An 18361-nucleotide genomic window follows, 5' to 3' on the forward strand; every position below is an offset into this window, starting at 1 on the left:
AAACATTATTTAGCAGTTGTTGCGTTTTAGTGCATTGTCAATGGTGAATAATCAATTTCAGATGAAGCAAATTCCATTAGATTCAGAGAATATTGGAATATTTTTTACTGACTGTGAAAATTGGGCTATGGATCAAATGCTTATCATTGATCCTAAAAACCAGATGCCACCTGATGAAGCTCACGATGAATACAGACATCTTGTTGAACTTTGTGATTCACATGGTGGATAAATATATAATGATAGCAGGTGTAAATCTAATTCTGATTTCGCCTGCTATAATCAAAATCAAAAAATGATAAAGAAATGTTTTTTTTTAGTTTTGGCTTTAGCAGTATTTGCTAATAGTTATTCACAGGGTACCGTTATTTATAAAGTAATGTTTGCTCAGGAGTATGATTCTGATTATAAGCCAACGGATCCATTAGGAAAGAAAGTTAAGGAAGGAAAATCAGCGAGTCTTGCTAAACAGGTATTTTTATTAGAATTTGATAATTCTAAATCTAAATTTACTCGTAATAATATTTTATCTCTTGATGTTAGTAAGGAAGAACAGCGATTTGATAAAATGGCTAATAGTTATTCCAGTACTTATGATTATTATTTAGACAACATTTTAAAATTAGGAATGTTTCGTTATGTAAATAATGGAATGCTTGTCAAACAAAATATTAAAAATAAAGAATGGAATATTACAACAGAAAGTAAAAAAATAGGGGATTATTTGTGTTATAAAGCGATATATCTTAAAAGTTACATGAATTGGAAAGGAGACAATATTACAGTTCCTGTTACAGCATGGTTTGCTCCTAGTCTGCCTTATAGATATGGCCCTAAAGAATACTTTGGCTTACCTGGACTAATCTTAGAATTGCAGGAATCATATGGCGTATTTCTCGCGACTGAGATAAAAATTGATAAAAACAAAGAGATGAAGTTTGAATTTCCAAAAGGAAAGGCTATTACTCAGGAAGAGTATGATAAATACCTTTCTTCATTTATAAATAATAAAAGTTAAAGATCTCTAAATATACTTAATTATTGTTTTTCTTCTAATAACACAAAGTGCTCAAAAAGAAAGATTTAGATATAAAAATACTAGCGGATTGGTCTAATTTTAAAAAGAATAAGAAAGATTGTAATAAAGCCACAGTCAATTAAAGAGAAGGGTTGCATTTTTTAATGATTTTATACTTTCTTAATGTTAATAGAATAAATTATAAAATGATTAGATTATTTGCGATTTTATTGTTTTTAAATTCTTTAGTTGCCTTTTCTCAGGGGTATGTCTTTACCGGTGTAGTTTCCGACGATGCATCTAAACCTTTAGAATCTGCAAACGTAATTGCCAAACCGATACAGGAAAAAGCAAGTTTAAAATTTGCTGTTGCAGACAATAAAGGGCGCTACAAATTAGAACTTGAAAAAAATGTAGCATATGAAATTACGGTATCTTATATTGGTTATATCGAAGAAGTTTTTATTCTAGAATCCTCATCAGACATAATTGCACATGATTTTCATCTTAAAGAAACTGGAGAAAACCTCAAAGAAATTGTTATCAAACATGAGTTCAAGCCTATAATCGTAAAAAAAGATACTTTAGTGTTTGATGTCAACAGTTTTGCAAATGGCAACGAACGTAAGATGAAGGAAATCTTAGAGAAATTACCAGGCGTTGAGGTCGACAAAAAAGGGATAGTTACAGTGCAAGGTAAAAAAGTAACTAAAATGCTCGTCGAAGGAAAATCTTTTTTTGGTGGCGGATCTAGATTAGCAGTAGAAAATATCCCTGCAGATGCTTTAGATAAAATCGAGGTTATAGATCATTTTAATGAGGTAGGTTTTATGAAGCAGGTTTCAGATAGTGATGACCTAGCCATGAATGTAAAACTAAAGGAAGATAAAAAGAAATTTGTTTTTGGAGACGTAGAAGCTGGTGCAGAGGTTGGAGCAGGCGATAATGGTTTTTATCTGGCACATATTGCTTTGTTTTATTATAGTCCAAAAACAAATGTGAGTTTTATAGGTGATGCCAATACTATTGGTAAAAGTACATTTACATTTGATGATTTAATGCGGTTTGGCGGTGGCGTAAGTAGTTTTCTTTCAGGGAGAAAATCATTGTCTAATTTGTCTTCTTTTTCTAATGACAATACCGATGTTTTAAAAAATAAATCACAATTTGGTGCATTTAATTTTAGTCACGATCTTTCTGCAAAACTTTCTGTTTCAGGTTTTGGAATATTTTCTAAAGCTTTAATGACTTCCAGAATTGAAAATAATATTGAATATTTAAGTAATACTGCAATTGCATTTGAAGATAAAGACAGAAATGCAAAGAATAGAGCTGTACTTGGTGTTGGTAATGTAAAGCTGGATTATTCGCCATCTAATAAAGAAAAATGGTATTACAACGGACAATATCAATCAAGTACAAATGATTTGGAAAGTGTTTTAAATTCAACAACAAATTTAGGCATTTCTACTTTTGAGACTATTAATAAAGCAGATAATATTTCGGTGAAACAGTACGTCGAATGGCATAAAAGTTATAATAACAGTAATACGACAACATTTGTAATTAATCAGGCTTATAATAAAATTACCCCAATAAATAATTGGTTTACAAATGAGCCTTTTTTGCAAGGACTAATACCTATGGAGAAAGACGATAATTATACTTTAAATCAGATAAAGAAAACAGAAGCCAATAGCATTGATATGCTTTTTAAGCATTACTGGATTATTAATAATGCCAATCATTTATATACTGTTGTAGCGAATAATCATGAATATTCAGCTTTTCAGACTTCTGAAAAGCAAATTTTAACCGACGGCTCTATTAATGACTTTTCAGATAAAGGTTTTGGCAATAATATTAAATACAAATTAAATGACGCCTACATTGGTTTAGAATATAAATTCAGGGTAGGAAAATGGGTCAATAAACCAGGATTGTATTTTCATGGCTATCACTTAAATGCCATTCAAAATGATAATGATCATACTGTTACAAAAACACTTTTTCAACCACAATGGAATAGTGATTATGAGTTTAATAAGTCTGAAACCTTGAGTTTTACTTATAAATTGGAAAATAGATTTCCAGAAGTTAATCAGTTAGCAGACAAATATACTCTAGAGTTTTATAATACTGTTTTTAAAGGTAATGCATTATTAGAAAATGAAAAATATCACACAGCCAATTTACGTTACTCAAAAATGAATTCTTACAGAGGAATTATTTGGAATGCAATGCTTAATTACTCTAAAAAAACAAAAGTCATTCGCAATGAAGTAGAATTAGATGGCATAAATCAATTCAATACTCCTGTAATGACTGATAATCCTGAAACAAACATTGGTTTTAATGGCTCATTTTCTAAGCGAATTTATAGATTCAACTTAAAGTTAAATACAAGATTATCTTGGTTTGAATATTCACAAAAATTAAACAATATTACAACAATTAATAAAAGAGATAGTCAGGATATTGGTTTAGTTTTTAAAACAGCATATAAAAAATGGCCAGATATTAGCGTTGGCTACACTAAAGGTTTTAGCAGTTTTTCGGGTTTGACCAAGTCACATTTTCAAACAGATGCTATTACATCAGCGTTTGAAATTACAATTCTTAAGTTTTGGATTTATAAAATCAATTATGATTATTTAAAAAACACATATAGTAAAAATCAATCCAACTTTTATGATATGTTAGATACGTCAATATTTTATCAGAAAAAAAATAATCCTTTTGGTTTTCAGCTGAGCGTAAATAACCTTTTCGATGTTAAAAAGAAATATAGTAACAAGTTTTCAGATTATATGATCAGCGAGCAGTCAGTTTATATTTTGCCAAGAGCTATTATGTTCACAGTCTCTTATAAATTATAGATTTTTAATTATATACATGCACAACACTTCCAGAAGATTCTACACGATATTGTTTCATCGGGTATTCTTTTCCGCCAAGTCCTGTAAACAAATTATATTGAGTTTTATCGCAAGAACAAACAGCATAAATTCCGTCAATAGTCATGGCGGTGCATGATGTGAGTGCTTGGTTTGGACATGCCGCATCAAAAGCGGTGTAAGTTCCTTCACCCGTTTTCATTACCATAATTCCTTTTGCCCCATAGTTAGCCACATAAACAGGATTGCTCGGAAAGATCAATTTATTGTAAGTTGGAAGATTGGTATCCAAATAAGCATTTATAGAATAATTAGGAATATACGGATTGTTATTGCTTCTGTTGTTGTCGCTGCATGAAAATAAAACAGCTGTAAACGCGATAAAGAACCAGATTTTTTTCATTATTTTAATAAGAATTAGTGAAACAAAAATAATTTATTTAGATTTGAAATCTATATGATTAACATATAATTATGTACTATTAAAAATTATAGTATATTTGTGGTAAGAAAATCCCGTCGCGATGGGATTTTTTGTATTTATATAAACGATGAAGTTATGAGTAATGTATCTTATTATACAGCAGAAGGTCTAAAGAAATTAAAAGATGAATTGGAGCACTTAAAAAGTGTAATGCGTCCAAAGGCATCTCAAGATATTGCAGAAGCGAGAGATAAAGGGGATTTGTCTGAAAACGCAGAATATGATGCTGCGAAAGAAGCACAAGGTTTATTAGAAATGAGAATTGCTAAGCTGGAAGAAGTATATTCAAATGCAAGATTAATTGATGAGTCTCAATTAGACGTTTCGAAGGTTTTGGTTTTATCGAATGTAAAAATCAAAAATCAAAGTAACGGTATGGAGATGAAATATACTCTTGTTGCAGAAAGTGAGGCAGATCTTAAAACAGGTAAAATCTCTGTAACTTCTCCTATTGGAAAAGGTTTACTAGGAAAATCTGTTGGAGAAGTTGCTGAAATCACTGTTCCTAACGGAGTTTTGAAATTTGAAATTCTTGAAATCTCAAGAGACTAATTTTAGTTTAACCGTTTAATCGGTTAAACAGTTAAACGATTAACCCAAAAAAACCATGAGTTCAATATTCACTAAGATAGTAAACGGAGAAATTCCCGCATACAAAATTGCTGAAGACGATAAATATTTGGCTTTTTTAGATGTAAATCCAAATGCTAAAGGGCATACGCTTTGCATTCCAAAACAAGAAATCGATAAGATTTTTGATATGGAAGAAGAAGATTATTTAGGCTTAATGAAGTTTTCTAAAAAAGTAGCAGCAGCCTTAGAAAAAACGGTTCCGTGTAAAAGAATCGGAATTGCCGTTGTTGGACTTGAAGTTCCTCATGCCCACGTACATTTAATTCCGTTAAATGAAATGGATGAAATGCGTTTTCAAAATAAAGTTTCTCTTTCTAAAGAAGAATTTGAAGCTTTAGCAAAAGATATTCAGGCGAATTTATAATGTTTTCACGAAATTTCAGACGAATTATAAGTTCGTTTTAAAGATTCGAAAAGAACTTCAATTTCGCTCAATCTTACAAATAGATAATAAAAGTGCAGTAAATAATTTTACTGCACTTTTTTATTTAATAAGATTTGAAAAGTAGTTCCTTTTCCTATTTCAGACTGTAATACTTTTATATTTCCATTATGGTATTCTTCAACAATTCTCTTCGTTAAAGAAAGACCAAGTCCCCAGCCGCGCTTTTTGGTAGTAAATCCTGGTTCAAAAATGGTTTTAAATTGTTTTTTAGAAATTCCTGTTCCAGAATCTTTCACATTAATTTTCACATTAAAAGCATCTTGCTCAATTTTAAGGTCTAAAGTTCCTTTTCCTTTCATAGCATCAATAGCATTTTTAACCAAGTTTTCAATAGTCCAGCTGTGCAAAGTTGGATTTATCATTGCAAAAATTGGTTCCTGCGGTGCCTGAAATGAAAACACGACTTGTTTTGAAAAACGCGACTGAAGATATTCGTAAGCATTTTTTGTCTCTTCTACAATATTATGAGACTCTAAAACTGGAACCGAACCAATTTTAGAAAAACGGTCCGTAATAGTCTGCAGACGTTCAATATCTTTTTCAATTTCAATACTGATCGAGGGATCAATTTCTTCTGTTTTTAATATTTCGACCCATCCTATAAGAGACGACAGCGGTGTTCCAATTTGATGTGCTGTCTCTTTTGCCATTCCTGCCCAAAGCTTATTTTGAGTCGCCATTTTGGTGCTTTTATAAAAATTATAAATTAAAGCAACACATAAAACGATAATTAGAAGTAATGCAATCGGATAATATTTGAGTTTATTTAGTAATCCTGAATTTCCATAGTATAGTGTTTGGTATTTTCCAGGTGCATATTCAAAAGTTATCGGCTCATTTTCATTTCTTAATTTTTTTAAATAACCTGCTCTTTTTTTCTTATTGTTTAGAATTTCGTCTGGAACATTTGTAGCGCTCACAACTTTGTCATACAATATTACTAAAGCAGGAATAGAGGTATTATTATTGATAATTTGAAGCGGCAGTTCGACATCGGTATTTTCGTTTGCATTTACAATTGTAATTTGTGCATTTACAAAAAGTTTCATCTTCAAACGTTCTTCATTTTTAAAGATTTGGAAAAAAGTATAAGTGTTCCAAAGAATTAGAGAAATGATAATAAAGCAAACGGAAATGATGATCCAACGGGTTGTATTTGTTCTTTCTGAAAAAGACATATCAATTATTTTGTGGTATAAATATAACGAAATATACACATTTTATATTTTGCGAATGCCGAAAGTTTTTTTGTTTTATCTGTAAAACAATTTCTCATAATTAAACCATTTCAATACTTTTGCAGGTACCAAAATGAGATTTGGTTTTAAATTAAAAAGTATGATAAGTATTAATCCAAAAGAGATTCCAACAGCGCAATTGCAAGGCTATCTGCAAAGTGCGGTGGGACCGAGACCAATTGCTTTTGCAAGTACAATCAGCGAAAAGGGAATTCCGAACCTGTCACCGTTCAGTTTCTTTAACGTTTTTAGTGCTAATCCTCCAATATTGGTTTTTTCACCGTCACGCCGCGTTCGTGATAATACAATCAAACATACTTTAATTAATGCCGAAGCAACTCGAGAAGTTGTTATAAATGTTGTAAATTACAACTTAGTACAACAGACGTCTTTAGCAAGTACAGAATATGGAGACGGAGTAAACGAATTCATAAAAGCCGGCCTAACGCAGATTCCTTCAGATTTAGTAAAACCCTATCGTGTAAAAGAGTCTCCCGTTCAGTTTGAATGTAAGATTACGCAGATTATTCCGTTAGGAGAAGAAGGCGGTGCAGGAAATTTAATTTTATGTGAAGTTGTAAAAATTCATATTCACGAATCTATTTTAGATGAAAATGGATTAATTGATCAGCATAAAATTGATTTGGTTTCGAGACTTGGAAATAACTGGTATTCAAGATCCAACCAAGGACTTTTTGAAGTTGCAAAACCATTGACAACACTGGGAGTAGGCGTAGATGCTGTGCCCGATTTCGTAAAAGAAAGTGATGTTTTTGATGGAAATGATTTAGGTAAATTAGGCAACATTGAAGCCTTGCCTACAAAAGAAGAAGTTAGTATATTTGTGAAAGAAAATTTTTCTGTCAAAGGAGTTTTAAGTTCAGATGACCAGAAAAAAGTACACTTAGAAGCCAAAAAATATCTTGACAACGGCGATGTTGAATCGGCTTGGAAAGTGCTTTTAGCCAAAAAATAAAAGAAATAGAAACAATAATTAATATAGACGAAGATGGAAGTTACAGGAAAAGTAAAAGTGGTTAACCCAGAGCAGCAAGTTAGTGCCTCATTCAAAAAAAGAGAGTTAGTTGTTACTACTGAGGAGCAGTATCCACAACATATTTTAATCGAATTTACACAAGATAAATGCGATTTGTTGAGTAGCTATAAACAAGGAGAGGCAGTAAAAGTTTCTATCAATTTAAGAGGAAGAGAATGGGTTAATCCACAAGGAGAAACTAGATATTTCAATAGTATTCAAGGTTGGAGAATCGAAAGATTAGCAGATGCTGCTCCTACACAAGCACCGCCAATGCCAACAGCAGAAACTTTTGCTCCAGCAACAAACGTTAACGAAGACGAACCAGACGATTTACCGTTCTAAACGTAAACTTTAAATTCCAAAAAGATAAATTCCAAATTCCAAAGCATGAAGTTGTATTTGGAGTTTGGAATTTTGTTTTTGAATTCATTTTTCGATTCACACGCAGAGAGTTTACAGCGGGTTTTGTCATTTCGACCGAAGGGAGAAATCTTCGGTAGTAACTCTACAAAGATCTGTCAGTTCTGTGAGGAGTTTCTCGTGAAGATTTCTCCCTTCGGTCGAAATGACAAATCAGATGTATTTTGAATTTTAAAATTGATTATAAAAAATGCATTACATATTCAAAGACTTATTTTTTCCGCCAGTCACAGAAGCAGATGAAGAAGGTGTTTTGGCTATTGGAGGCGATCTCAGTCCAGAACGTTTACAACTAGCTTATAAAAGCGGCATTTTTCCGTGGTTCAATGAAGGCGAGCCTATTCTTTGGTGGGCGCCAGATCCCAGAATGGTATTGTTTTTTGATGAATTGATAATATCCAAAAGCATGCGGAATGTCTTAAATAGGAAAATGTTTAAAGTTACTTTCAATAAAAATTTCAAAGAAGTAATCTTAAATTGCCAGCAGATAAAACGTGACGGTCAGAACGGAACTTGGATTTCTAACGAAATGATTGATGCTTATTGTAAATTAAATGAAGACGGAATTGCTAAATCTGTTGAGGTTTGGCAGGATGAAACTTTGGTTGGAGGTTTGTACGGAATTGATCTCGGAAATGTTTTTTGTGGAGAAAGTATGTTTTCTAAAGTTTCAAATGCCTCAAAAACAGCTTTTATTGCTTTAGCATTATATTTGCAAAAAGAAAACTATAAATTATTAGATTGTCAGGTTTATAATCCACATCTAGAAAGTTTAGGATGCCGTGAAATTGACCGCGAAGAATTTATGTCTATTTTAAAAAATAAATAAAAATGAGTGCAGTATACAGTGTAAAAGAAATTTACATTTATCCAATAAAAAGTCTGGCAGGAATAAGCTGTAAAGATGCTGTTGCCCAAGAAATGGGATTTGAAAATGACCGCAGATGGATGTTAATTGATGCAGATAATCAAATGATCACGCAGAGAGAACATCCAATCATGAGTCAGTTTTATCCACAAATTGCTGATGGAAAACTTAGTTTAGTTTTTGAAGAACAACAACATGAATTTTCTATTGATGAATATATAAATGCTAAAATTGAAACAACTGTTTGGGATGATAAAACAGAAGTTTTTGAGGTTAGTAAAAACACTTCAAAATGGTTTAGCGATTGTTTGGGTTTTGAATGTAAACTAGTTAAAATAAATAATCTTGGAGACCGCAGGCATGAAAGTTCCAAACTCAAAGAAACTTTTAATGTTAGTCTAGCCGATGGATACCCATATTTATTGGTTGGAACAGAAAGTATGGATGTCTTAAATGATAAATTAGAACAAAAAATTACTGTAAAAAGATTTCGTCCTAACATTGTTATTAATACTGAAAACGCTCACGAAGAAGACAATTTTACTACTTTTAAAATTGGAGAAGTGGAGTTTAAAAACATTAAAATCTGCGAAAGATGTATTATGGTCAACAATGATCCAGAGAAAGGAATTGTAAAAAAAGAACCACTAAAAACACTCAGCAAATACAGAAGGGTAGGTAATGCGGTTTTTTTTGGAACTAACATTGTCAGTTTAAATTCGGGAATTATAAGTGTTGGGGATGAGGTTGTATTTTAAAAATTCAGCTTTGTAAAGTTCCAGTTTAAAGTATTAAAAATTACAAGCTCGTTTTTTAAAGTTGGTAATTCCAAAATTAATTTTAAGGTTTCGTGTGCCATCATATTGCCAATAATTCCGGGAAGTGTTCCTAAAACTCCATTCAAATTACAATTCGGAACATCTTTTGGATCTGGCATTTCTGGAAATAAATCACGCAGATTTTTACTTCCGTTATGATTAAAAACCGCAATTTGTCCTTCAAACTTTAAAATGCTTCCGTAAACTAATGGTTTTTTAAGCTGAACACAAGTATCATTGACCAAATAACGAGTCGAAAAATTATCAGAACCATCTACAATAATGTCAAATTGTTCTATAATTTTTGAAGCATTTTCTGAAGTTAATTTTTCATTAATCTCAACAGTTTCAATCAGCGGATTTAATTTAGAAATAACATCTTTTGCCACAACTGCTTTGTGCTGGCCAATTTCGTTTTCGGTATATAAGATCTGTCTGTGCAGATTATGAATTTCAATCGTATCAAAATCCATAATTCCGATAAAACCAACTCCGGCCGTTGCAATATATTGTAAAATAGGGCAGCCCAAACCACCAGCTCCAATTACTAAAACACGTGCTTTTTTTAATTTTTCCTGACCTTCATCACCAATTTCAGGGAGAATAGTTTGTCTGTTGTAACGAAGGAATTCTTTGATAATGCTCATTTTTTTAATTGTGAATTGTGAGTTGTGAATTGTAAAATTTTAAGTCCACAAACCTTAAACCTTAAACCTGAAACCTGAAACGTTTCAACTATAAACTTTATCCCAATCTTTCCAAACAGGTTCGTAGCCGGCTTTTTTAATAATTTTTGAAATTTCAGCTACAGATCGTTCGTCGCTTATTTCAAATTGTTCTAATGATTGCGGATCAACAACATAACCACCTGGATTTGTTTTAGAACCAGCGCTCATACTTGTAACTCCGATTGGAATAATATTGTTTCTAAATTTCTCGTTTTCACGAGTTGAAATCGAAATTTCTAAATCTTCATTCCATAAACGATATGCGCAGATTAACTGTGTCAAATCTTTATCATCCATAATAAAATTGGGTTCAATAATACCTTCGGCAGGGCGGAGGCGCGGAAAAGAAACCGAATATTTCGTCTGCCAATATTTTTTTTGAAGATAATCTAAATGCAAAGCATTGAAAAAACTGTCTGTTCGCCAATCTTCCAGACCTAATAAAACACCTAAACCAATCTTATGAATTCCGGCAGTTCCTATTCTATCTGGAGTTTCTAATCTATAGTCGAAATTTGATTTTTTTCCTTTCGTATGATATTTTTTGTAAACTTCCTGATGATAAGTTTCCTGATAAACCAAAACCGAATAAACTCCAGCTTCATGCAGACGTTCATAATCTTCTGTAGAAAGCGGCTGGACTTCAACCGAAATAATCGAAAAATCTTTTCGAATTAAGTCAATTGCATTTAGAAAATAGTTAATATTTACGGTGTAATTGGCTTCGCCCGTGACCAGTAAAACATGATCGAAGCCATTGTTTTTTAAGGCTTCAACTTCAAGTTTTATCTCAGCATCAGAAAGTGTTTTTCTTTTAATTTTATTGTCTAAACTAAATCCGCAATACGTACAAATGTTCTGGCATTCGTTGCTTAAATACAAAGGTGCATACATTTGAATCGTTTTCCCGAAGCGTTTTTTCGTAATTTCATGGCATTTCTGTGCCATTTGTTCTAAATAATTTTGTGCAATTGGAGAAATCAAGACTAGAAAATCATCGAGATTTAGTTTAGTTTTTGCCAAAGTCTGCTCGACATCTTTTGACGTGGTTTTGTATATTTTGGATTGAATAGAATCCCAATTATATTGCTCAAAAATAGATTTGAATGTGTTCATAGTTTTTAACCGCAAAGCACGCGGAGATTTACGCAAGGTTCGCAAAGCTTTGCGTTCTTAGCGCTTTTCTTTGCGAACTTTGCGGTTAAATTTTTACTCATATAAAAATGAAGTCAAGGGACTAGAAGCAGCAGCATAATTTTGCTTATTTGCAATTCTAGCTTCAAATGCTTTTCGACCTGCAATTACAGCTGCTGCAAAAGCCTCGGCCATTAACACAGGATTTCCGGCAACGGCAATTGCAGTATTGACCAGAACAGCATCAGCACCAATTTCCATTGCTTTTGCAGCGTCAGATGGAGCGCCAATTCCAGCATCGACAATAACCGGAACATTACTTTGTTCGATTATAATTTCTAAAAAATCAATTGTTTTTAAACCTTTATTACTGCCAATTGGTGAACCTAAAGGCATTACAGCTGTCGTTCCTGCATTCTCTAAATGTTTGCATAAAACAGGATCAGCATGAATGTAAGGAAGAACAAAAAAACCAAGTTTTGCCAATTCTTCTGTTGCTTTCAAAGTTTCTATAGGATCAGGCATTAAGTATTTAGGGTCAGGATGAATTTCGAGTTTTACCCAATTGGTTTCCAAAGCTTCACGAGCTAACTGCGCTGCAAAAACAGCTTCTTTAGCATTTCTTGCTCCAGATGTATTCGGTAATAAATTAATATTCGGATGTTTCAAATGCGACAAAATAGCATCTGTATCCGTTTCTAAATCAATGCGTTTAAGGGCGACAGTAACCAATTCACTCTCTGAAGCCAAAATAGCCTGCTCCATTTCTTCATTTGAGCCAAATTTTCCAGTTCCTAAAAACAAACGAGATTTGAAGCTTTTGTCTCCAATATTAAACAATGACGTTTGCATATAATTTTTCTTTTAATTGTTGAATTAATTTTTCCTTTTCATCACTTTCTGTAATGATTCCAGAAACGGCAATTCCGTGAATTCCAGTTTCCATTAACGGATTTACATCTCGCAGTGTGATGCCTCCAATTGCATAAACTGGAACGTCAATTTTATCTTTCTTCAATTTTTGAAGAATATCAAAATATCCCGATAACCCTAAAATTGGACTTAATTTTTCTTTTGTTGCTGTAAAACGAAAAGGTCCCAAACCAATATAATCACATCCGTTTTTGACATGATTTTGAATGTCTTCGAAAGTATTAGCCGTTCCGCCAATTATTTTTTCAGAGCCTAAAATAGCTCTTGCTTCATCAATTTTTGTGTCTGTTAATCCGAGATGAACTCCATCAGCTTCAATTTGCTGGGCAAGGTGCAAATCATCATTTACAATAAATTTGACCTGATATTTATCGCATAGAAGTTTTACAGCTTCTGCCAAAGCAAGCGTATTTTGAGTTGTTTGATTTTTAAATCGCATTTGTACCCACTCACATCCAGCATCAAGAACTTGATGGATATTGCGTAATTGTTCTTCGATTGTTTCGCCTTGCGAAATGTATTGCAGTTTATTATACATAATGATATCCGATTAAAGTTGAAGTTGAACTCAAATAATTTTCGATATATATTTTGGCATTTTTACAGGCTTCTATCATGGTTTGATTTAATGCTAAATTGGATGCGATTGCAGAAGAAAGTACACAGCCGGAGCCATGTTTTTCGGAGCATTTCTGGTTTGAAGGAAGCAATTCTAAAATTTCATCTTCGAGAAATAAAGTATCTGTTCCTAAAGCCTTTTTGTTATGTCCGCCTTTCAATAAAATGCTCGTTGAAAATTTATTTTCTTTAGAACTAAAATCAGGAAACAGAATTTTGGCTTCATGATAGTTCGGTGTAATTAAGTCGATTTCGGCTAAGATTTTATTTAAGTTTGAATGATCATCAATTGTCATAAATTCAAATTTTGTTGTTGATTTTAAGACTGGGTCCCAAACTATTTTTGCAGCAGGAGATAGTAGTTTTATTGTCAAAATAATTCGATTTAAATCTTGTAAAGAAGCTACAATTCCAATTTTGACAACAGCAATTTTATAATTAGAAAACAGTGTTTCGATAGACCGAATAATAAAATTTACATCTGTCCATTCAATTTCATAAAACTGATTTTCCGTCTGAATTGTATTCGCTGTCGAAATAGCAAAACCGGTTACTTTATGCTGTTCAAAAGTTTTGATATCAGCCAAAATACCAGCACCGCCAGACGGATCTAAACCTGCGATTGTAAGTGCGAAAGGGCGATTTGTTGACATAATTTGAATTGTTTTAGTGGGTTTTCATGATTCCAAATTCCTCCTAAAAGAGCGATATCATCAAAACCATTTAGAAGCACTTTTTGAATTTTTTGCGAATCAATTCCGCCCAAAGCGATGACTTTTGTTTTGTAATTTGTTCGTGATTTTATCTCTTCAAAAAGATCTTTTTTTGGTAGATAATTTTCTTTTGAAATACTTTTAAAAACTGGACTTAAAAACGCGTAATCAAAATTGCTTCCTAATGAATTGAAATCTTTAATAGAATGTGTTGATGTTGAATACCTAGAAGGTTTTGAAAACCTTGCAGGAGAATCTGTCGTATTTTTTCTTTCTTTTTCAGAAAAATGAAATCGGTTAATTCCAAAATCTTCTGCCAATGCATGGTGATTGTGCAAAACAATTCGATCTCTAAAATCTAGTTTTATTTGATGAATGAACTGCGCCATTTCCAACTCAGAAAAATCAGGTTTCCGAATATGAAGCAAAGCCAATCCTTCCTCAAATAAATAATTCACTATTTTGATTTCATCTGCAACAGCAAAAGAATTTGTAATTACAATCATATTTTTAAAGTATTAAGATTTGAGTATTAAGTATTAAGAAATTTTAGAAAGAATAGGGTTGACTAAAAAATCTTAATACTTAATACAATAGTCTTGATTCTATCTTAAATATAAATCTCTTTCCCATGCTCAATAAACTCTTCTGATTTCTCCTGCATTCCTTTTTCTGCGGCAGCGACATCTCTAATTTCCTGAGATATTTTCATAGAGCAGAATTTTGGTCCGCACATCGAACAAAAATGAGCCACTTTTGCACCGTCTGCAGGAAGGGTTTCATCGTGAAATTCTCTTGCGGTATCAGGATCTAAAGCCAAATTGAACTGATCTTCCCAACGGAATTCAAAACGGGCTTTACTCAAAGCATTATCACGATATTGCGCTCCCGGATGACCTTTTGCTAAATCGGCAGCATGAGCTGAAATTTTATAAGTAATGACACCATCTTTAACGTCTTTTTTATTCGGTAAACCCAAATGTTCTTTTGGTGTTACATAGCACAACATTGCACAGCCGTACCAGCCGATCATTGCGGCGCCAATTGCAGATGTAATATGGTCGTAACCCGGAGCAATATCTGTGGTTAAAGGTCCTAAAGTATAAAAAGGAGCTTCGTGGCAATGTTCTAATTGTTTGTCCATGTTTTCCTTAATCATATGCATTGGAACGTGACCTGGACCTTCGATAAAAACCTGAACATCATGTTTCCAAGCAATTTTGGTCAATTCGCCTAAAGTTTCTAATTCGGCAAACTGCGCAGCATCGTTCGCATCAGCAATCGAACCTGGACGTAAGCCGTCGCCTAATGAAAAAGCAACATCATATTGTTTCATGATTTCGCAGATTTCTTCAAAATGCGTGTACAAGAAGTTTTCTTTATGATGAAATAAACACCATTTTGCCATAATCGAACCACCGCGCGAAACGATTCCAGTAACTCGATTGGCAGTTAAATGAATGTAGCGAAGCAATACTCCAGCGTGAATTGTAAAATAGGAAACACCTTGTTCTGCCTGCTCAATTAAAGTATCGCGGAAAATCTCCCAAGTTAAATCTTCGGCAATTCCTTTTACTTTTTCCAAAGCCTGATAAATCGGAACGGTCCCAATAGGAACGGGAGAATTTCGAATAATCCATTCTCTGGTTTCATGAATATTTTTTCCTGTAGATAAATCCATAATAGTATCAGCGCCCCAACGGCACGCCCAAACCGCTTTTTCAACTTCTTCTTCAATGCTCGAAGTCACGGCGCTGTTACCGATATTGGCATTTATTTTGACCAAGAAATTACGTCCCACAATCATGGGTTCACTTTCCGGATGGTTGATGTTGTTTGGAATAATGGCTCTTCCGCAAGCGACTTCAGAACGAACAAATTCTGCTGTGATTTTACTTTTTGGCGTGTTGGCTCCAAAACTGTGACCGCTGTGCTGACATTGCATGGCTTTGGTCTGCTCGTTTAAAAGCTCGATTCGTTGATTTTCACGAATCGCAATATATTCCATTTCAGGTGTAATGATTCCTTGTTTCGCGTAATACAGTTGCGTGACGTTGGCACCTTTTTTAGCTCTTTTTGGCTGATGTAAATATTCAAAACGAAGATGATTTAGCGTTTCATCTTTCAATCGGGTTTGACCATAATCTGATGTGATTTCATCTAAAATTTCGACATCATTTCGATCAAGAATCCAGCTTTCGCGTAAGCGTGGCAGTCCTTTTCTAATATCAATTTCAATATTAGGATCGGTGTACGGACCAGAAGTGTCGTAAACTGTAACTGGAGGATTTTTTTCAATTCCGCCATTTGAAAGTTTGGTGTCACTTAAAGCAATTTCGCGCATCGCTACTTTGATAGGATGAATTTCTCCGTTTATATAAACTTTTGTAGAATTTGGAAACGGAGTTCTGGATATTTGTTCTTCGTTTGTCATAATATTTTTGTTTCAGGTTTGAAGTTTAAAGTTTCAGGTTGATGTAGATTGTGTGTAGAGGCGCACTGCAGTGCGTCTACGTCCAGTATTAATTGGAATTTGGGTTTTTCAAATTTGGAATTTATTTCTAACCTCCCTGCGTGGCAGAAATAATTAAGATTTCGTCAGTTTCTTGTACGAGGAATTCGTTCCATTTGGCTTTTGGAACAACGGTGTTGTTAACAGCAACGGCAATTCCGTTTTGTTTGTGCGGAATTTCGAGATCGAGCAATGATTGAACGCTTAGCGATTCAGCATTGAATTTTTTGGTTTGTTGATTGATTTTTAGTTCCATTCCCTATGAATTTAGTATACAGTTATACTTTAGGAATGGCTACAAGAACGCATAAAAAATGCGTGCAGAAGTCATCTTACTTTTCCCTACGCTAGTATGAACTAGATCAGGTTCAGAGGGTAAAATCTCAGCCTACAAGTTGTAGACACCCCTAAAGTGTGAAGCAAATATAATGATTTTTGTTTAAAAGTTTCAGATTTCAAGTTTCAGGTTTGAAAAAAACTGAAAACTGCCACTGAAAACCGCGACTAATTACTGAGTTCTTGTCCAGCAATCTTCTGCGTGATCATTGACCATTCCGGTTGCCTGCATGTGCGCGTAAATGACAGTTGAACCAACAAATTTAAAGCCGCGTTTTTTTAAATCTTTACTGATTTCGTCCGAAAGAGGAGTAGTAGCAGGCACATCTTTTGAAGTTTTTGGATGGTTTATGATAGGTTTTCCATTTGTGAATTTCCAGATGTAATCTGAAAAACTTCCAAATTCTTCCTGAACTTTCATAAAAGCCTGAGCATTTGAAACTGCGGATTTAATCTTGAGTTTATTTCGGATGATTCCAGTATTCTGTAATAGTTCTTCGATTTTATCTTCAGAGTAATTGGCAATTTTTTGATAATCAAAATGATCAAATGCATTTCTGAAATTTTCTCTTTTGTTTAAAATAGTGATCCAGCTAAGTCCGGCCTGGAAAGTTTCCAAAATTAAAAATTCAAATAGAGTAGGGTCATCATAAACAGGAACGCCCCATTCTTCATCATGATATTTTTTATATAAATCGCTGTCCGTACACCAGCCACATCTTATTAAATTTTCATTTTTCATTACTTCCCAATTTGCCAGCTGTATCCTTTTACTGTCGGAATATAGGCTGATTTGCCTATTATGACTAAGTTGTTATAGATTTTTTTCTCATACTTTATTCCAATTGCCGTACCTGAAGTATACAATTTATTGGATTTGAAAGCAATTTTCATACTGCCATCTTTGAATTTTGCATCAGAAACTTTTTCTAAAAGCCATGTAGATTTCCATTTTACGGCAATTTCGTCTTCCGCAATTTTTGTAATGCTTTTAACTATTTTGACAGCTTCTTTTGGGATTTGAAAATTTTGTGTAAGTTCTTTTTGAGTAAAAGTTTCTCCTATTTCACTGTTAGAGAGTATCTTTTTTAGATTAACGAAAGTCATTAAATTATCACTGTTTGCGTTCCCTGGTACGCTTTGCAGATTTTGTATTTCTGGTTTGTCCAGTGTGTCTTTCTTAAATGTAAAATCATTTTGAACATTCTTGCTCTGTCTCTTTGTCAAATCTTTTATGGCCGATTTTTCTAAGGAGCTTTTTTTAAATTTTTTTTCTGAAACTGGTGTTAATTTATTTACAGAAGTAATCACTTCCTTTTTTGGCTGTTTTTTGGCATCGTTGCCACAGCTTATAAAGAAATAAGTTAATGAAAGTAATATAATGAAACCAGTTTTTTTCATGACATTAAATTACTCTTAATTTTTGACAGAAGTGTCTCATATAAATATTTTTTTTGTTTCAATAGTATAAAAAAACCTCAAATCAATTAAGATTTGAGGCTCTTCAGAATTTATTTAGTTTGTAAG

Annotated in this window: 21 protein-coding genes and 1 riboswitch; of the genes, 9 read left to right on the plus strand and 12 right to left on the minus strand. The window is 33.2% G+C overall.

Features of this window, described 5'->3' with window-relative positions:
* Window positions 1-61 precede the first annotated feature (61 nt).
* From HYN86_RS07410 to HYN86_RS07420, 3 genes are all read left to right on the plus strand, one after another.
* Window positions 62-232, plus strand: coding sequence for a hypothetical protein (locus tag HYN86_RS07410; RefSeq protein WP_162789322.1), 171 nt, complete (start codon window positions 62-64; stop codon window positions 230-232).
* A 63-nt stretch (window positions 233-295) separates the two neighbouring features.
* On the plus strand, window positions 296-1018 hold the full coding sequence (locus HYN86_RS07415; protein WP_113677467.1) for a GLPGLI family protein: 723 nt from the start codon (window positions 296-298) through the stop codon (window positions 1016-1018).
* Between the two features lie 206 nt (window positions 1019-1224).
* Window positions 1225-3897: a carboxypeptidase-like regulatory domain-containing protein gene (locus HYN86_RS07420; RefSeq protein ID WP_230406442.1), complete on the plus strand. Its 2673-nt coding sequence runs from the start codon at window positions 1225-1227 to the stop codon at window positions 3895-3897.
* A gap of 4 nt (window positions 3898-3901) precedes the next feature.
* Here HYN86_RS07420 and HYN86_RS07425 read toward each other — a convergent pair whose 3' ends face one another.
* Complete coding sequence (locus HYN86_RS07425) at window positions 3902-4318, minus strand: Rieske (2Fe-2S) protein (protein ID WP_113677469.1); 417 nt, start codon at window positions 4316-4318, stop codon at window positions 3902-3904.
* 156 nt (window positions 4319-4474) lie between these two features.
* On the opposite strand from HYN86_RS07425, the gene greA reads away from it, so the two are divergent.
* Both greA and HYN86_RS07435 read left to right on the plus strand, forming a co-directional pair.
* Window positions 4475-4951, plus strand: a complete 477-nt coding sequence (gene greA / locus HYN86_RS07430) for a transcription elongation factor GreA (RefSeq protein WP_113677470.1) — start codon at window positions 4475-4477, stop codon at window positions 4949-4951.
* A gap of 55 nt (window positions 4952-5006) precedes the next feature.
* A complete protein-coding gene (locus tag HYN86_RS07435; RefSeq protein ID WP_113677471.1) occupies window positions 5007-5396 on the plus strand; it encodes an HIT family protein in 390 nt (129 codons plus the stop codon).
* A gap of 107 nt (window positions 5397-5503) precedes the next feature.
* Here the strand turns inward: HYN86_RS07435 and HYN86_RS07440 are convergent, their stop codons facing one another.
* Window positions 5504-6655, minus strand: a complete 1152-nt coding sequence (locus HYN86_RS07440; RefSeq protein WP_113677472.1) for a sensor histidine kinase — start codon at window positions 6653-6655, stop codon at window positions 5504-5506.
* A gap of 160 nt (window positions 6656-6815) precedes the next feature.
* Between HYN86_RS07440 and HYN86_RS07445 the strand changes: the two genes are divergently transcribed.
* The 4 genes from HYN86_RS07445 (at window position 6816) to HYN86_RS07460 (ending at window position 9800) form a co-directional block, all read left to right on the plus strand.
* A complete protein-coding gene (locus tag HYN86_RS07445; protein ID WP_113679878.1) occupies window positions 6816-7691 on the plus strand; it encodes a flavin reductase family protein in 876 nt (291 codons plus the stop codon).
* A gap of 33 nt (window positions 7692-7724) precedes the next feature.
* The gene (locus tag HYN86_RS07450; RefSeq protein ID WP_095952682.1) at window positions 7725-8096 is read left to right on the plus strand and encodes a DUF3127 domain-containing protein; all 372 of its coding nucleotides are present in this window, start codon (window positions 7725-7727) and stop codon (window positions 8094-8096) included.
* A 268-nt stretch (window positions 8097-8364) separates the two neighbouring features.
* Window positions 8365-9003 carry a leucyl/phenylalanyl-tRNA--protein transferase gene (gene aat / locus HYN86_RS07455; protein WP_113677473.1) on the plus strand — a complete coding sequence of 213 codons (639 nt, stop codon included), beginning with the start codon at window positions 8365-8367 and terminating at the stop codon, window positions 9001-9003.
* A 2-nt stretch (window positions 9004-9005) separates the two neighbouring features.
* Entirely contained in the window at window positions 9006-9800 is a 795-nt protein-coding gene (locus HYN86_RS07460; RefSeq protein ID WP_113677474.1) for an MOSC domain-containing protein, read from the plus strand.
* Here the strand turns inward: HYN86_RS07460 and HYN86_RS07465 are convergent.
* The 10 genes from HYN86_RS07465 to HYN86_RS07510 form a co-directional block, all read right to left on the minus strand.
* Complete coding sequence (locus tag HYN86_RS07465) at window positions 9797-10507, minus strand: HesA/MoeB/ThiF family protein (RefSeq protein ID WP_113677475.1); 711 nt, start codon at window positions 10505-10507, stop codon at window positions 9797-9799. The genes HYN86_RS07460 and HYN86_RS07465 overlap by 4 nt on opposite strands.
* Before the next feature lie 84 nt (window positions 10508-10591).
* Window positions 10592-11704, minus strand: a complete 1113-nt coding sequence (gene thiH / locus HYN86_RS07470; RefSeq protein WP_113677476.1) for a 2-iminoacetate synthase ThiH — start codon at window positions 11702-11704, stop codon at window positions 10592-10594.
* Between the two features lie 93 nt (window positions 11705-11797).
* Complete coding sequence (locus HYN86_RS07475) at window positions 11798-12574, minus strand: thiazole synthase (protein WP_113677477.1); 777 nt, start codon at window positions 12572-12574, stop codon at window positions 11798-11800.
* Window positions 12555-13193, minus strand: a complete 639-nt coding sequence (locus tag HYN86_RS07480; protein ID WP_113677478.1) for a thiamine phosphate synthase — start codon at window positions 13191-13193, stop codon at window positions 12555-12557. Before HYN86_RS07480 ends, HYN86_RS07475 begins: the two co-directional genes overlap by 20 nt.
* Window positions 13186-13926, minus strand: a complete 741-nt coding sequence (locus tag HYN86_RS07485; RefSeq protein WP_113677479.1) for a hydroxymethylpyrimidine/phosphomethylpyrimidine kinase — start codon at window positions 13924-13926, stop codon at window positions 13186-13188. The genes HYN86_RS07480 and HYN86_RS07485 overlap by 8 nt, the downstream gene beginning before the upstream one ends.
* A complete protein-coding gene (locus HYN86_RS07490) occupies window positions 13884-14492 on the minus strand; it encodes a thiamine phosphate synthase (protein ID WP_113677480.1) in 609 nt (202 codons plus the stop codon). The genes HYN86_RS07485 and HYN86_RS07490 overlap by 43 nt, the downstream gene beginning before the upstream one ends.
* 104 nt (window positions 14493-14596) lie before the next feature.
* Window positions 14597-16420 (minus strand): phosphomethylpyrimidine synthase ThiC, encoded by a 1824-nt coding sequence (gene thiC, locus HYN86_RS07495; RefSeq protein WP_113677481.1) that lies wholly within the window; start codon window positions 16418-16420, stop codon window positions 14597-14599.
* Between the two features lie 127 nt (window positions 16421-16547).
* Entirely contained in the window at window positions 16548-16754 is a 207-nt protein-coding gene (gene thiS, locus HYN86_RS07500) for a sulfur carrier protein ThiS (RefSeq protein ID WP_113677482.1), read from the minus strand.
* A gap of 66 nt (window positions 16755-16820) precedes the next feature.
* A riboswitch (TPP riboswitch) is annotated at window positions 16821-16917 on the minus strand.
* A gap of 89 nt (window positions 16918-17006) precedes the next feature.
* Window positions 17007-17576, minus strand: coding sequence for a DNA-3-methyladenine glycosylase I (locus tag HYN86_RS07505; RefSeq protein ID WP_113677483.1), 570 nt, complete (start codon window positions 17574-17576; stop codon window positions 17007-17009).
* A complete protein-coding gene (locus HYN86_RS07510) occupies window positions 17576-18235 on the minus strand; it encodes a hypothetical protein (protein WP_113677484.1) in 660 nt (219 codons plus the stop codon). The genes HYN86_RS07505 and HYN86_RS07510 overlap by 1 nt, the downstream gene beginning before the upstream one ends.
* Between the last annotated feature and the right edge of the window lie 126 nt (window positions 18236-18361).

Source organism: Flavobacterium fluviale, from assembly GCF_003312915.1.
Classification (GTDB): Bacteria; Bacteroidota; Bacteroidia; order Flavobacteriales; family Flavobacteriaceae; genus Flavobacterium; species Flavobacterium fluviale.

Excerpts from the sequence above, each read along its gene's own strand:
- thiS (WP_113677482.1), bottom strand. The coding sequence starts at position 16,754 with ATGGAACTAAAAATCAATCAACAAACCAAAAAATTCAATGCTGAATCG.
- thiH (WP_113677476.1), bottom strand. The coding sequence starts at position 11,704 with ATGAACACATTCAAATCTATTTTTGAGCAATATAATTGGGATTCTATT.
- HYN86_RS07480 (WP_113677478.1), bottom strand. The coding sequence starts at position 13,193 with ATGTATAATAAACTGCAATACATTTCGCAAGGCGAAACAATCGAAGAA.
- HYN86_RS07425 (WP_113677469.1), bottom strand. The coding sequence starts at position 4,318 with ATGAAAAAAATCTGGTTCTTTATCGCGTTTACAGCTGTTTTATTTTCA.
- HYN86_RS07410 (WP_162789322.1), top strand. The coding sequence starts at position 62 with ATGAAGCAAATTCCATTAGATTCAGAGAATATTGGAATATTTTTTACT.
- HYN86_RS07490 (WP_113677480.1), bottom strand. The coding sequence starts at position 14,492 with ATGATTGTAATTACAAATTCTTTTGCTGTTGCAGATGAAATCAAAATA.
- HYN86_RS07460 (WP_113677474.1), top strand. The coding sequence starts at position 9,006 with ATGAGTGCAGTATACAGTGTAAAAGAAATTTACATTTATCCAATAAAA.
- HYN86_RS07510 (WP_113677484.1), bottom strand. The coding sequence starts at position 18,235 with ATGAAAAAAACTGGTTTCATTATATTACTTTCATTAACTTATTTCTTT.
- HYN86_RS07415 (WP_113677467.1), top strand. The coding sequence starts at position 296 with ATGATAAAGAAATGTTTTTTTTTAGTTTTGGCTTTAGCAGTATTTGCT.
- HYN86_RS07465 (WP_113677475.1), bottom strand. The coding sequence starts at position 10,507 with ATGAGCATTATCAAAGAATTCCTTCGTTACAACAGACAAACTATTCTC.
- greA (WP_113677470.1), top strand. The coding sequence starts at position 4,475 with ATGAGTAATGTATCTTATTATACAGCAGAAGGTCTAAAGAAATTAAAA.
- HYN86_RS07505 (WP_113677483.1), bottom strand. The coding sequence starts at position 17,576 with ATGAAAAATGAAAATTTAATAAGATGTGGCTGGTGTACGGACAGCGAT.
- HYN86_RS07420 (WP_230406442.1), top strand. The coding sequence starts at position 1,225 with ATGATTAGATTATTTGCGATTTTATTGTTTTTAAATTCTTTAGTTGCC.
- thiC (WP_113677481.1), bottom strand. The coding sequence starts at position 16,420 with ATGACAAACGAAGAACAAATATCCAGAACTCCGTTTCCAAATTCTACA.
- HYN86_RS07445 (WP_113679878.1), top strand. The coding sequence starts at position 6,816 with ATGATAAGTATTAATCCAAAAGAGATTCCAACAGCGCAATTGCAAGGC.
- HYN86_RS07485 (WP_113677479.1), bottom strand. The coding sequence starts at position 13,926 with ATGTCAACAAATCGCCCTTTCGCACTTACAATCGCAGGTTTAGATCCG.
- HYN86_RS07435 (WP_113677471.1), top strand. The coding sequence starts at position 5,007 with ATGAGTTCAATATTCACTAAGATAGTAAACGGAGAAATTCCCGCATAC.
- HYN86_RS07450 (WP_095952682.1), top strand. The coding sequence starts at position 7,725 with ATGGAAGTTACAGGAAAAGTAAAAGTGGTTAACCCAGAGCAGCAAGTT.
- HYN86_RS07440 (WP_113677472.1), bottom strand. The coding sequence starts at position 6,655 with ATGTCTTTTTCAGAAAGAACAAATACAACCCGTTGGATCATCATTTCC.
- aat (WP_113677473.1), top strand. The coding sequence starts at position 8,365 with ATGCATTACATATTCAAAGACTTATTTTTTCCGCCAGTCACAGAAGCA.
- HYN86_RS07475 (WP_113677477.1), bottom strand. The coding sequence starts at position 12,574 with ATGCAAACGTCATTGTTTAATATTGGAGACAAAAGCTTCAAATCTCGT.